This is a genomic window from Gilliamella sp. HK2, from assembly GCF_001690265.1.
In the GTDB taxonomy this organism is placed as follows: domain Bacteria; phylum Pseudomonadota; class Gammaproteobacteria; order Enterobacterales; family Orbaceae; genus Gilliamella; species Gilliamella apicola_C.
Map to the genome: position 1 here is coordinate 1 of NZ_LZGV01000052.1, position 14,470 is coordinate 14,470.

Annotated in this window: 15 protein-coding genes; all 15 read right to left on the minus strand. The window is 37.5% G+C overall.

What is annotated here, in order from left to right:
- On the minus strand, positions 1-311 hold a 311-nt coding region (locus tag A9G45_RS04555), incomplete at its 3' end, for a hypothetical protein (protein ID WP_141673603.1).
- A gap of 111 nt (positions 312-422) precedes the next feature.
- On the minus strand, positions 423-1,250 hold the full coding sequence (locus tag A9G45_RS04560; protein ID WP_065566315.1) for a DUF6708 domain-containing protein: 828 nt from the start codon (positions 1,248-1,250) through the stop codon (positions 423-425).
- A gap of 112 nt (positions 1,251-1,362) precedes the next feature.
- The gene (locus A9G45_RS04565; protein ID WP_065572371.1) at positions 1,363-2,202 is read right to left on the minus strand and encodes a DUF6708 domain-containing protein; all 840 of its coding nucleotides are present in this window, start codon (positions 2,200-2,202) and stop codon (positions 1,363-1,365) included.
- A gap of 112 nt (positions 2,203-2,314) precedes the next feature.
- Complete coding sequence (locus tag A9G45_RS04570) at positions 2,315-2,974, minus strand: DUF6708 domain-containing protein (protein ID WP_335339916.1); 660 nt, start codon at positions 2,972-2,974, stop codon at positions 2,315-2,317.
- Positions 2,935-3,129 (minus strand): hypothetical protein, encoded by a 195-nt coding sequence (locus A9G45_RS04575; RefSeq protein WP_065566415.1) that lies wholly within the window; start codon positions 3,127-3,129, stop codon positions 2,935-2,937. Before A9G45_RS04575 ends, A9G45_RS04570 begins: the two co-directional genes overlap by 40 nt.
- Positions 3,130-3,241: 112 nt before the next feature.
- Positions 3,242-4,066 (minus strand): DUF6708 domain-containing protein, encoded by an 825-nt coding sequence (locus A9G45_RS04580; protein ID WP_065566416.1) that lies wholly within the window; start codon positions 4,064-4,066, stop codon positions 3,242-3,244.
- Between the two features lie 112 nt (positions 4,067-4,178).
- Entirely contained in the window at positions 4,179-5,003 is an 825-nt protein-coding gene (locus A9G45_RS04585) for a DUF6708 domain-containing protein (RefSeq protein WP_065566417.1), read from the minus strand.
- Positions 4,955-5,242: a hypothetical protein gene (locus A9G45_RS14360; protein ID WP_176701600.1), complete on the minus strand. Its 288-nt coding sequence runs from the start codon at positions 5,240-5,242 to the stop codon at positions 4,955-4,957. The genes A9G45_RS04585 and A9G45_RS14360 overlap by 49 nt, the downstream gene beginning before the upstream one ends.
- Before the next feature lie 18 nt (positions 5,243-5,260).
- Positions 5,261-6,085, minus strand: coding sequence for a DUF6708 domain-containing protein (locus tag A9G45_RS04595; protein ID WP_065566419.1), 825 nt, complete (start codon positions 6,083-6,085; stop codon positions 5,261-5,263).
- 274 nt (positions 6,086-6,359) lie between these two features.
- Positions 6,360-7,187 carry a DUF6708 domain-containing protein gene (locus tag A9G45_RS04600; RefSeq protein WP_065566420.1) on the minus strand — a complete coding sequence of 276 codons (828 nt, stop codon included), beginning with the start codon at positions 7,185-7,187 and terminating at the stop codon, positions 6,360-6,362.
- Between the two features lie 16 nt (positions 7,188-7,203).
- Positions 7,204-7,383, minus strand: coding sequence for a hypothetical protein (locus A9G45_RS04605; protein ID WP_065566421.1), 180 nt, complete (start codon positions 7,381-7,383; stop codon positions 7,204-7,206).
- Between the two features lie 78 nt (positions 7,384-7,461).
- Entirely contained in the window at positions 7,462-8,289 is an 828-nt protein-coding gene (locus tag A9G45_RS04610; protein ID WP_065566422.1) for a DUF6708 domain-containing protein, read from the minus strand.
- 16 nt (positions 8,290-8,305) lie between these two features.
- Complete coding sequence (locus tag A9G45_RS04615) at positions 8,306-12,259, minus strand: toxin VasX (RefSeq protein ID WP_065566423.1); 3,954 nt, start codon at positions 12,257-12,259, stop codon at positions 8,306-8,308.
- A gap of 29 nt (positions 12,260-12,288) precedes the next feature.
- A complete protein-coding gene (locus tag A9G45_RS04620) occupies positions 12,289-13,218 on the minus strand; it encodes a hypothetical protein (protein WP_065566424.1) in 930 nt (309 codons plus the stop codon).
- Between the two features lie 2 nt (positions 13,219-13,220).
- Positions 13,221-14,470, minus strand: a 1,250-nt coding sequence (locus A9G45_RS04625) for a DUF2345 domain-containing protein (RefSeq protein ID WP_141673604.1), incomplete at its 5' end; no start/stop codon positions are given.

A 14,470-nucleotide genomic window follows, 5' to 3' on the forward strand; every position in this document is an offset into this window, starting at 1 on the left:
TAAAATTCTGGTAACATTAAATATAATGTAATAAAAAATAAAATTATGATCACCAATGGAAGAATAAGCATAGAGACCGATTCTATCCATGTAAGCAAATATATTAATATAGGAATAATAAACATCAATCCAATTGAAATTACGCCTGAAAGACATACATAAAAAATCTGATCAGATTTTGTTTTACGAATAAAAGCACAGTAGTTATCATTGGCATAGAGCAAGCGATCATCGGCACCCGTTAAATAGTTCCCACCTTTGTCTAAATCGCCTATCCAACCAAAAATTTGGGGTTGATATTGTGATGGCATTGTTTTGCTCCTTATCTTAAATTTTATTGTTTTTAGCCACAATTAATGGCACGACTTTACGGTTATTGTAAAGTCGGCGCGTTATCCTTTCCCACCCTGAACTATTGAAATTTATTGTTTTATATGATGCCGTTGTTTAATTTCAGCGAGCTCCTCTTGCGATGTGGCATTAAACGCTTCTACCATCCATTCGGGCCAGCCTTGGCCTTTAATAATTTTGTCTTTAAATTGGGTTTCTTGTTCCCATTTGTATTTGCCATCGTTTAGGCCGGCTAATTTGTTCGCGCACATAAAATTATTAACCCAACCCCAAACCAGATAACTACCTATGCCGGCACGTAATGGATCTAATAATATATGGTCGATTGTTTTATGGCTATGGGGCTTGCATACCATTAAAATAGTGGTATTGAGTGAGTAGCGGGAAAAGTTATGCACCACCACCCCTTGTAAATGGGCCCAGTCATATTCTTTAATGCGTTTTTTATTAGGGTGCAAAAAGGTTAGTGGATTGCGTAAGACTTTAAAATTAAAAAAATAGCTTTCATTGATATACACTTTACCCGTTTTGCGATTAAAAATAATGGGGCTACCTCGGCGTGTAAACAGGTTTTGATAGAATTCAGGGATAATAAATATATATAAAGCAACTAAAGAAGCAATTAATATCACGATGAAATTAATCATCAAGAAAGTTTCTTTTCTTAATGCTAATTCTAAAATTAAATTTATAGATACGTAGATTAATGGTATTGAAAGGACAAAAAGAACAAAAAGCATGGATAAGTAAAATATTTGATCAGATGATATTTTGCGTATAAAAGCACAGTAGTTATCATTAGCATAGAGCAAGCGATCATCGGCACCCTTTAAATAGTTACCGCCTTTGTCTAAATCGCCTATCCAACCAAAAATTTGGGGTTGATATTGTGATGGCATTGTTTTGCTCCTTATTTTAAATTTTATTGTTTTTAGTCACAATTAATGGCACGACTTTACGGTTATTGTAAAGTAGGCGGTTTTATCCTTTCCCGCCTTGAGCTATTGAAATTTATTGTTTTATATGATGCCGTTGTTTAATTTCAGCGAGCTCCTCTTGCGATGTGGCATTAAACGCTTCTACCATCCATTCGGGCCAGCCTTGGCCTTTAATAATTTTGTCTTTAAATTGGGTTTCTTGTTCCCATTTGTATTTGCCGTCGTTTAGGCCGGCTAATTTGTTCGCGCACATAAAGTTATTGACCCAACCCCAAACCAGATAACTACCTATGCCGACACGTAATGGATCTAATAATATATGGTCGATTGTTTTATGGCTATGGGGCTTGCATACCATTAAAATAGTGGTGTTGAGTGAGTAGCGTGAAAAATTATGCACCACCACCCCTTGTAAATGGGCCCAATCATATTCTTTAATGCGTTTTTTATTAGGGTGCAAAAAGGTTAACGGATTGCGTAACACTTTAAAATTAAAAAAATAGCTTTCATTGATATACACTTTACCCGTTTTACGATTAAAAATAATGGGGCTTCCTCGGCGTGTAAATAAGTTTTGATATAAACCTGGAACAACTGTTGAGTACATTGCAAAAATGCAAAGTATTGCACCTATTGCTATAATAATTAGCATAAACTCATCTTCTTTGTCTTTTAATTCTGAAAAAATAAGAATGCATAAATCAATACTAGCAATAGCTCCTACACTTCCAAGAAACATAGATATAATAAAAATAAATGAATAAAAAATCTGATCAGATTTTGTTTTACGAATAAAAGCACAGTAATTATCATTGGCATAGAGCAAGCGATCATCGGCATCGGTTAGAGAGTTGCCGCCTTTTACTAAATCGCCTATCCAACCAAGAATTTGGGGTTGATATTGTGATGGCATTGTTCTGCTCCTTATTTTAAATTTTATTGTTTTTAGTCACAATTAATGGCACGCCTTCACGGTTATTGTAAAGTCGGCGGCGTTATCCTTTCCCGCCTTAAGCTATTGAAATTTATTGTTTTATATGATGCCGTTGTTTAATTTCAGCGAGCTCTTTTTGCGATGTGGCATTAAACGCTTCTACCATCCATTCGGGCCAGCCTTGTCCTTTAATAATTTTGTCTTTAAATTGGGTTTCTTGTTCCCATTTGTATTTGCCATCGTTTAGGCCAGCTAATTTGTTCGCGCACATAAAATTATTAACCCAACCCCAAACAAAATAACTACCTATGCCACCACGTAATGGGTCTAACAATATATGGTCGATGGTTTTATGGCTATGGGGCTTGCATACCATTAAAATAGTGGTGTTGAGTGAAGAGCGCGAAAAGTTATGCACCACCACCCCTTGTAAATTGGCCCAGTCATATTCTTTTATGCGTTTTTTATTAGGATGCAAAAAGGTTAGTGGATTGCGTAACACTTTAAAATTAAAAAAATAGCTTTCATTGATATACACTTTACCCGTTTTGCGATTAAAAATAATGGGGCTTCCTCGGCGTGTAAAAAGGTTTTGATAAAATTCCGGAATCATTAAATATTCGAGAATAATATAACAAAATAAACCAGGAGTTAAAAGATAGACAAGTGTATCACTATTGCACGTTATAATAGAATATATCAAAGATGGAATTAAAAAGATCCCCGAAATTGAGAAAAAAAACCCATACATAAATAGAGTAACTGATCAGATTTTGTTTTACGAATAAAAGCACAGTAGTTATCATTGGCATAGAGCAAGCGATCATCGGCATCGGTTAGAGAGTTGCCGCCTTTTACTAAATCGCCTATCCAACCAAAAATTTGGGGTTGATATTGTGATGGCATTGTTTTGCTCCTTATCTTAAATTTTATTGTTTTTAGTCACGATTAATGGCACGCCTTCACGGTTATTGTAAAGTCGGCGGTGTTATCCTTTCCCGCCTTAAGCTATTGAAATTTATTGTTTTATATGATACCGTTGTTTAATTTCAGCGAGCTCTTCTTGCGATGTGGCATTAAATGCTTCTACCATCCATTCTGGCCAGCCTTGTCCTTTAATAATTTTGTCTTTAAATTGGGTTTCTTGTTCCCATTTGTATTTGCCGTCGTTTAGGCCGGCTAATTTGTTCGCGCACATAAAGTTATTGACCCAACCCCAAACCAGATAACTACCTATGCCGACACGTAATGGGTCTAATAATATATGGTCGATTGTTTTATGGCTATGGGGCTTGCATACCATTAAAATAGTGGTATTGAGTGAGTAGCGGGAAAAGTTATGCACCACCACCCCTTGTAAATGGGCCCAATCATATTCTTTAATGCGTTTTTTATTAGGGTGCAAAAAGGTTAGTGGATTGCGTAACACTTTAAAATTAAAAAAATAGCTTTCATTGATATACACTTTACCCGTTTTACGATTAAAAATAATGGGGCTTCCACGGCGTGTAAATAAGTTTTGATAGATTTCGGGAATAATAAGATAAATAGCAACACAGCAAATAGTAAATGCTGATATACCTAATATGTTTATTTTTGATTCATTTTCAATATTAAATAAAAAAACTAATAGTATCCATAAAATGGTTGCTAAAGTTAAAAAAATTAACACAATTAAATAAATACACAAATAAAAAATCTGATCAGATTTTGTCTTACGAATAAAAGCACAGTAGTTATCATTGGCATAGAGCAAGCGATCATCGGCACCCGTTAAATAGTTCCCGCCTTTGTCTAAATCGCTTATCCAACCAAAAATTTGGGGTCGATATTGTGATGGCATTGTTTTGCTCCTTATTTTAAATTTTATTGTTTTTAGTCACAATTAATGGCACGTCTTCACGGTTATTGTAAAATTGGCGACGTTATCCTTTCCCGCCCTGAGCTATTGAAATTTATTGTTTTATATGATGCCGTTGTTTAATTTCGGCGAGCTCTTCTAATGATGTGGCATTAAATGCTTCTACCATCCATTCGGGCCAGCCTTGGCCGTCAATCCTATGGGCTTTAAATTCCGCCTCTTGATCTGATCGGTATTCACCATCATTGATATTGGCTGATTTATAATACACCATAAAACTGTTGATCCATCCCCAAACAAATGTACTACCAGCGCCCGCGCGAATAGGATCTAGCATAATATGATCAATCACTTGATGCGTACCGGGTTGGCACACCATTAGCACGGTCGAGCTCAAAGCATTACGCGACATATTATGAATAATAACACCATGCAAATCATCCCAATCATACTCTTTTATTCGGCGTTTTTTCGGTTGTAAAAATACTACGGGATGGCGTAATATTTTAAAGTTAAAAAAGTCACTTTCGTTAACATAGACTTTACCCGTTTTACGGTTAAATATAATGGGGCTGCCACGACGGGAAAATAGATTATGATAGATTTCTGGAATAACAAAATACATAGCAATAAAGCATAAAATAACACCACTTAACGCAGCTAAAAACATGTTAGTTTCTAAAATTGGATCACATAAATAAGTCAATATAGATAATATAACCACTGCAGAGCATAAAAGAATAACAGCAATGATGTAAATACATAAATAAAAAACTTGATCAGAAGGAATCTTACGAATAAAGGCACAATAGTTATTATTGGCATAGCTTAAGCGATCGTCATGCAGGGGCACTAAACGTGGGCCTTTATCTAGATCACCAAACCAACCAAAAATTTGTGGACGGTATTTTGATGGCATTTTATTCTCCTTTTATTTATTCTTCCTGCTTCGGTTAATGATGAGCGGAATTTCGCCATCATTTTGTGCATTAGGGCAGATATTGATTTGATAGTTATTAGATCATAAGCAAAGGTGCCCGCTACCCAGGTTATCAGCGTTAAGTCACTATCTGGCTGGTTAGAATCGGTTTTTTTTACTTCAATTTTTTCAATATCGGTAAAATTAGATTGCCATACCGCTTTGCCCATGCTTGCCAAACTGCAATGGCTTTTGGGCTATTGCGTTATATTGTGCCGTTGTTTAATTTCGGCGAGCTCTTCTAATGATGTAGCATTAAATGCTTCTACCATCCATTCAGGCCAGCCTTGGCCGTCAATCCTATGGGCTTTAAATTCCTCCTCTTGATCTGACTTATATTCACCATCATCAATATTGGCAACATCACAAAAAAACATAAAACTATTGATCCATCCCCAAACAAATGTACTACCAGCGCCTGCTCGGGCAGGATCTAGCATGATATGATCAATCACTTGATGCGTACCGGGTTGGCACACCATTAACACGGTCGAGCTTAAAGCATTACGCGACATATTATGAATAATAACACCATGCAAATCATCCCAATCATACTCCTTTATACGGCGTTTTTTCGGGTGTAAAAATACTGCAGGATGGCGTAAAAACTTAAAGTTAAAAAAGTCACTTTCGTTAACATAGACTTTACCCGTTTTACGATTAAATATAATGGGACTACCACGACGAGAAAATAGATAATAATACACTTGGGGAATAACATAATACATACCAAGACAACATGTAATAAAATTCAAAATTACTACCATATCAATAAATTCTATTTTAGAGTTATCATGATGAACTATTAACCAAATAGATCCAATGATAATTCCAATTCCGAAAATTGTAGCAACAAAATAAAGGCAGGCATAAAAAATCTGATCATTATGATCCTGACGAATAAAGGCACAGTAGTTATTATTGGCATAGCTTAAGCGACGATCATGCAGGGGCACACTATAAGGACCTTTATCCAAATCCCCAAACCAACCAAAAATTTGTGGACGGTATTTTGATGGCATTTTATTCTCCTTTTATTTATTCTTCATGAAATTGGTTACTGATTCGGTTAATGATGAGCGGAATTTCGCCATCATCTTGTCCATTAGGGCTGATATTGATTTGGTAGTTATTTATTAGATCATAAGCAAAGGTGCCCGCTACCCAGGTTATCAGCGTTAGGTCGCTATCTGGCTGGTTAGAATCGGTTTTTTTTACTTCAATTTTTTCAATACCGGTAAAATTAGATTGCTATACCACTTTGCCCATGCTTGCCAAACTGCAACGGCTTTTGGGCTATTGCGTTATATTGTGCCGTTGTTTAATTCCGGCGAGCTCTTCTAATGATGTGGCATTAAACGCTTCTACCATCCATTCGGGCCAGCCTTGGCCGTCAATCCTATGGGCTTTAAATTCCGCTTCTTGATCTGATTTATATTCACCGTCATCGATATTGGCAGATTTATAATACACCATAAAACTATTGATCCATCCCCAAACAAATGTACTACCAGCGCCCGCGCGAATAGGATCTAGCATAATATGATCAATCACTTGATGCGTACCGGGTTGGCACACCATTAACACGGTCGAGCTTAAAGCATTACGCGACATATTATGAATAATAACACCATGCAAATCATCCCAATCATACTCTTTTATTCGGCGTTTTTTCGGTTGTAAAAATACTGCAGGATGGCGTAATATTTTAAAGTTAAAAAAGTCACTTTCGTTAACATAGACTTTACCCGTTTTACGGTTAAATATAATGGGACTACCACGATGGGAAAAAGCGTTTTGATAGAATTCAGGAATGGATAGATATAAAGCAGCACAGCAAGTAATAACGCCACCAACTCCTATAAAACAAAGCATGCTACCGCTATCAGGATGATCATAATCCATAATAAATGTACAAGATCCGACTACTAATATACTCCCCAAAATAATAGCAACAAAGTAAAGGCAGGTATAAAAAATCTGATCATTATGATCCTGGCGAATAAAGGCACAATAGTTATTATTGGCATAGCTTAAGCGATCGTCATGCAGGGACACTGAACGTGGACCTTTATCCAAATCACCAAACCAACCAAAAATTTGTGGACGGTATTTTGATGGCATTTTATTCTCCTTTTATTTATTCTTCATGAAATTGGTTACTGATTCGGTTAATGATGAGCGGAATTTCGCCATCATCTTGTCCATTAGGGCTGATATTGATTTGATAGTTATTTATTAGATCATAAGCAAAGGTGCCCGCTACCCAGGTTATCAGCGTTAAGTCACTATCTGGCTGGTTAGAATCAGTTTTTTTCACTTCAATTTTTTCAATACCGGTAAAATTAGATTGCTATACCACTTTGCCCATGCTTGCCAAACTGCAACGGCTTTTGGGCTATTGCGTTATATTGTGCCGTTGTTTAATTCCGGCGAGCTCTTCTAATGATGTGGCATTAAACGCTTCTACCATCCATTCGGGCCAGCCTTGGCCGCCAATCCTATGGGCTTTAAATTCCGCTTCTTGATCTGACTTATATTCACCATCATCAATATTGGCTGATTTATAATACACCATAAAACTATTGATCCATCCCCAAACAAATGTACTACCAGCGCCTGCTCGGGCAGGATCTAGCATGATATGATCAATCACTTGATGCGTATCGGGTTGGCACACCATTAACACAGTCGAGCTTAAAGCATTACGCGACATATTATGGATAATAACACCATGCAAATCATCCCAATCATACTCTTTTATTCGGCGTTTTTTCGGTTGTAAAAATACTACGGGATGGCGTAATATTTTAAAGTTAAAAAAGTCACTTTCGTTAACATAGACTTTACCCGTTTTACGGTTAAATATAATGGGGCTACCACGGCGAGAGAATAGATTATGATACAGTTGAGGAACAGCATAATACATACCGATACAACAGGTAATAAATCCAATAACTCCAATAAAACAAAGCATGCTACCACTATCAGGATGATCATAATCCATAATAAATGTAGGAAAACCAATAAGAAGTATTAATAAAACAATAACGACAACAAAATAGAGACAGGCATAAAAAATCTGATCATTATGATCCTGACGAATAAAGGCACAATAGTTATTATTGGCATAGCTTAAGCGACGATCATGCAGGGGCACACTATAAGGACCTTTATCTAGATCACCAAACCAACCAAAAATTTGTGGACGGTATTTTGATGGCATTTTATTCTCCTTTTATTTATTCTTCATGAAATTGGTTACTGATTCGGTTAATGATGAGCGGAATTTCGCCATCATCTTGTCCATTAGGGCAGATATTGATTTGATAGTTATTTATTAGATCATAAGCAAAGGTACCCGCTACCCAGGTTATCAGCGTTAGATCACTACCTGGCTGGTTAGAATCGGTTTGTTTTACTTCAATTTTTTCAATATCGGTAAAATTAGATTGCCATGCCGCTTTACCCTGAGTGAGAGTTTTAAACGTTTTCGTTTCATAGCGGTTGATAAAGTAGTTTTTATCGGTGGTGACATACTCTGTGATTTTTAGGGTTTCTTTGGCTTTATCTTCGTTTAAGTGAATTGGGGGGGGCACCTCTCCTGCGTTGTGATTTACCCCTGTTGAACGGATATTAAAGCGAGATTCAATCATATCCTCATCACTTTGCCCATTTTTGCCAAATAATTTAACTGAAACCTGTAACGGCTTTTGGGTAATAGCAGCGCAGTTTGGGTATGTTAAATAAAAATAGAGGTGGCGCTGATATAGCTTCATCCCACTAAATGAACTCGGTTTTTTAAAGAGGATAAAAGTTTCAATGCCCGACAAGGCAACTAAATAATCATTCACCGAATGACCAAAACCGACAAATGCTTCTTGCTCTTCGTGATAAGCGTCGTACCCCAAATAGGTAAACTCTTTGTGCACCCCAAAATAACAGCGGTTTAACCAGTGATCGATAGGGGTAAAATTATCGTATTTTTTGCTATAAGCAATTAAATATAAACTTAAAACTAATAACGCAACACCAATCCCTATAGCGAATCCACTTTCAAGTAATAATAGGACAGCACCGACGCCTAAGGCTAAAGCACCAAACAATCTAGATCTAAAATAACTTTTATCCTCCATATTCCACATCCCCAAGGCACTTTTTAACTCACCTAAGGCGTCAAAAAGAGTTATGGCAGCAAAAGCTTTGGCTACGGTTTTAGAAATCAAAGTATTTAATGTCAGTTTCGCTTCGATTTCAGGTACTAATGTCGTTGCAACACGCGATCGCATGGCTTTAACTAATTGCATTTTTAATTTTATGTCACGGTATATGGCAACACTATCAACACTTAATAATGCTAACGAACCTAAGTCGATCGCCAGTTGGCGCATTTTTTTAGCTTGGCTTTCGCCTTCTTTAACGGTGTTCCACTCTTTTAGGTTATCGTAAATATTTAACAGGGTGACAACGCCCGATATTGCATTAGCACCATAGCTAAGCTTAGCCGCTTTTGCACTTTGGCGGGTTGTTTTTACTTGTTCATGAGTTGATAGCTTTTCATCAATTTTCGCTTTTTCCATTTCGCGTTGATTCATTGCTTCGGTTTCACGGTTTATCTCGCGCTCTTTGATTTTATCTTCTCTTTTCTTTTCGTTCGATTCGTTAATCGCTTCGTCATTGCTGGATTTTTGTTGATTAACTTTGTCAATTTTGTCTTGTAATACGGTAGTACGGTTGATTAACGTGACATAATCCGCCATGTTGCTGGTTAAGAAGTTTTTAAAATCATTGGGATTGAGTATCTGTTTATTTTTTAGAAAATTGACAACTAGCGATTTACTTGCCTCGTCGGGAAAGCAAAGTGTAAATTTAAGCTTTTGGGTTGTTGGTTTTTTTGAGCCAACGTCATATTTTGGATCGGTGACATCAAATTTTGCTAAAAACGCTATTTCTTGGCTGGTTAAACTATTTTCACGAGAAAAACTCCCTTGTAATTGGGTTAATAGTGCATAAACCTGTCGAATTTTATCTTGCCTAACTTGCATAGAGAACTCAACGGGATGCCCACCTAAATCTCCCAAATAAGATAACGTATCAAGCATTTTTAAACGTGGTTTAATCGGTTGGTGTTGTTTATTGGTTTTTAATACGGTGTATTTTTTAAGTGCAAGTTGATGCAAGTATCGATTTTTGTCGACATGGGTCACAGCACTGGGGGTATTTGCCATTTCAGCAAGTTTGCGGTCAATCGATGCCAAAAACGATTTTAATTGGTTGAGCTCTTTAATTTTTTGATCTCTTATTTTTTGTAGCTTGCTATGCTCTTGTGGGTTATGTTGTCGATTTTTGTTTAACTCCTCTTGTTTGGCATTAATCTCTTGCTGTTTTTTTTCAATATCTAGCTCAACACGCTCTTTTTCTTTTTGCAGTTCTTTTTCTTTATCGGTTTGCTTGTTTTGGTTTTTTTGCTCTTGATGCGTATTATAAGCAGAAGCAAAACCCGTTGATTTGTCGATAATATCACGCCATTTTACTAGAGTATCGGTGTCTAAATCGATAAATGCCAGCGCATCAAGATCAATCCCTTGGTTATTTTTATGTTCTATTACATAAAAAATACTGGCAGGATTACTTAGTAGCTCGTCCCATAGGGCGTTATCTTCGTCAAGACGCACTTCTGCATGGGTTGAATCAATCAAGATTTGGATAATTTCTTTTATATGAATAAGCGAGCTTGTATCGTTTGAAAAATCAAACTCTCTTTGCCAAAAATGATTTTGATTAAAAGAAGTCGGTTTTATGTTGCTATATTGCGAGACAAATTTTGTATCGCCAAATAACCAACGAACATAGGTAAAATAGTCTTGCGACCACTCTTCATAATATCGAGTTATTTCTTTAAATTCGGTTTCTAATTCATTTTTAAATTTCTTAACTTCACCATGATTAATATGCTGGTTTATTTTTTCAATTTTTTTGGCTTTTTCTGACTCAGTGTCTTTAATCTCATTTTCTACTTTTCGTAAAAAGTCATCACCCGAGTCATAGGCAGCATTAATATCTTTTAGGTATTCATAGTGTTCTTGTAACCGGGCAATTTCGGTGTCATAAGCGTCTTCAATTGAAGTTCGATAATTCTCTATCAACTGTAAAATTGTGCGTTTTTTAAACATATCAGGTTGATAATATTTAAACAGATTTTTCAACCGAGGATTAACACGGTTATACATCTGTTCTCCACGCTGTTGATAGGCTTTGGTTTCGTCACCATTAAAAGGCAATAATGGTTCGGCTTGTTTTGGCGCATCACTGCAAAAGATATGTAACTCTGATACCCGTTGTGAATTGAGCTCTTCAGCAATACCTAAGGTGTCTTCTAGCACTACGCCACACGATATTGGCCCACACCTCAGATAGAGAATATTTGCGTAATTTGCAAATTTTTGCCTTTGTTTTTTTAAACTGATAAAAGGATGTGCCGATTTAAAATTATCCAGACCTTGGTCACCAAAACGAAACTCTAGGACTTTGCTTTTATTATTATCATCATGTTCATGACTATAACCAAAAATATCTTTAAACGGCACCGCTCGCTTGCCCGTTGCATCAGACGGTGAGTCTTTGAGGTTTTGTATATCAATTTTGGTAAAACGCGATAACACTTGGCTATCTTGTTCTTTTAGGTAATCGTCGAGAGTCTTTTTGGGCCAAGGCTGTGAAGAATAAGCCACCCATGCTTGAGTAAAGTCCCTATTATTAAGGTTAATAAACGATGCAGGAATGTTGTGGCAAGCATTTTTACACGCTTTTGATATCGGTCTTGGCTCGGTATTAGTTAGTTCAAGGAAGTTTTTTAATCTTAGTGCGCCATCAATGCATTCATACACATGAAGTATTCGGCTCTCAATATTCTCACCTTGTTGTTGCATCACATAAACATAGCCGTTACGCAAAGTGCGAAGTACATAGTCATAATATTCTAATTCTTCATCTGGCATGCGGTGTTTAAAATCTAATGTTTTAGTATAATTCGCCAGTTCTTGATAAGTGGGGTTAACCTGTTCAATTTTATTGAATTTTGTTTTTATCACGGCTTGACGCAGTAAAAAGACGGGTAATCCTACTCGTTCACAGGCAAGGCAACTACCTGAAGCTTCATTTTTATTTTCTATCGCAATGTTTGCTGTTTTTTTCATCTTATGCTCTTTAATGCTTGTCTTATTTGTTATTCGTAAATAGAAAGTGATGGGCTTTCAAGCTGAATCTGGGCGTCAATAACGTGTTTTGAGAATGTGCCCGGCTCTTTTCGCGCTTTGGCAATTTGTTCAAGCACGTTAGGATGCTGAGTAAAAGCAGTTTGGTACCTTAAGCCATTTAATCCCCAAAATAAGATATCGGTAGCCTCAGTTAAACCTAATTGATACGCTTGCTCAACCAGTTGCGTTGAGTGCAAAATCACTTGGTTATGGAGTGGTAGTGATTTTTGATCATCAAATTGTGTTCGATTATTGGCCCATGCATTAACAAGGGTTCGAATCATTTTGAAATGTTTTAAGCGTTGGCAATAATGGTGGCTCCAGCGGTCTTGCGTTTCAAGTTCACTATCGGCCGTAAAATGAATAAACTGCCCAGCATGAATTGATGGATAGTAATAGTTTTCAATTTGGGCAAATTGCGATTTTAGCCATGCGCTGTCTTCGTTGGTAGCCACTTCTTGCAAAAATTGCATGCGAAACGGTTCAAAGAAAGGATAATAAGGCTGTTGCAATATTTTAGCGATGTTATTACCAATAGTTATCAGCTGCTTTGCCAATATCGACGGTTTAAGGGGGCTAACAATATAAGCACAAATATAACGCTTTGACCAAAAACATTCGATTTCAGCTTGCTCACTGATGTCATCAAGGATCGGGCTGTCTAAAAATTCATTGGGCTCTGCCAGTTTAATCAGTGTTGGGCATATACTTGGATCATAATCTAAATCAGTGCGTAATACCTGAGTGAGTTTCTGTTCGCCAAATAGTTTATCTTCACCAAATTGATCCACTAATGAGTCGTGTGATAATGGGTTTATTGAATTAAGTGCCACTAAATTATCGACTAATAAATAGCGATATTTGTTAAAGTTATCTTGATTATTCAATTTAGTAATCATTTTCAATCCGTTTCTGCGCAGCGTTTTACATTCAGTTCACTTGAGTTTAATCTAATTGTTTGAGATTGGCTTGCTGGTCCCATCTTCTGCATGACATTACACTTAAAATAGGTATTATCTTGCGTGCCCAGTTCAATGCCCTCACTGCTGATTTTGATATAAGAGCCACCACAGATTAGGGTCAGCGCTTTAGTAGCTGTTATCTGTGTTTCACCATCAACACTGTCTATTTTTATATCTTGCTTAGCCGCCATATTGAGGTTGGCATTTTGGGCTTGCACTGCAATATCGCCTTGGTTAGCAAATAGCTTCATGCCTGATTTATGGGCAAATAACCCTATTGCGTCGCCAGATGATACGGTGATGTTTTTTAATGCGGTGATATCGGTTTGATTTTCGCTGGTTAGGGTTAAGCTGTTGTTTGTTGTCAATTGGATGTTTTCAGGGCTGGTTAAGGCAATGCCTTCTTGCGCATAGGCCAGTAGGCCACTTTGGGTTAGCTCGCTTAAGTTGGCTTTAAGTTGGTCTTGACTGTCGGTATCGGCACTGTGTGCGTCGGACTGGGTAGCGGCATTTTGTAGGGCTTTGGCAATCGATAAGGCATTTTCCAGTTGGTTTATTGCCGCTTGCATATCCAGTTGTTTGCCTTGTGCTTTCGGCGCGGTTTGGGTGGTTAAGTATAAGCCTTTATTAGCAGCGATAGCGCCCCATTCATCCGTGCGCAGTTCAAACCCTTCACCACGCTCTTGTTTGTTTTGGTTGACAAGGTGACCTATGTTTAACTGGGTTTTACCGTATTCAGTCGCTAGTTTGATATGCTCTTGCCCGCGTTTATCATCCATGCGCAGTTTGTTGTTGGCGGGGGTGCGAATGACATTGCGGTGTTTGTTTACTGTGGTCACATGGTCAGGGTGGGCGCTGTCGTGCATGGCATGGGCAATATACGGCCTATCGGGATTGCCATCCATAAAGGCAATCGCCACTTCCGTGCCGTCAATTAACGGGAAGTGAAAACCATAAGTGTTACCCGAATAAGGTTTGGCTAAGCGTACCCATAAGCTTTCAGTGCCCTTTTTCCATTCTTTTAAGTCAAAGTTAAATTTAACCCGGTAGCGCCCGTGAGTGTCAATATAGCCGTAGGTGTCATTATCAGGGCTAGTCACTCGTGCGGGTAAGGTGCCACTGACTTGTGGCCAGTGTATGGGCGCGGGGCGATAGGGTTTTAAGGCTTGATAGGGAATGGCGGTAAAGG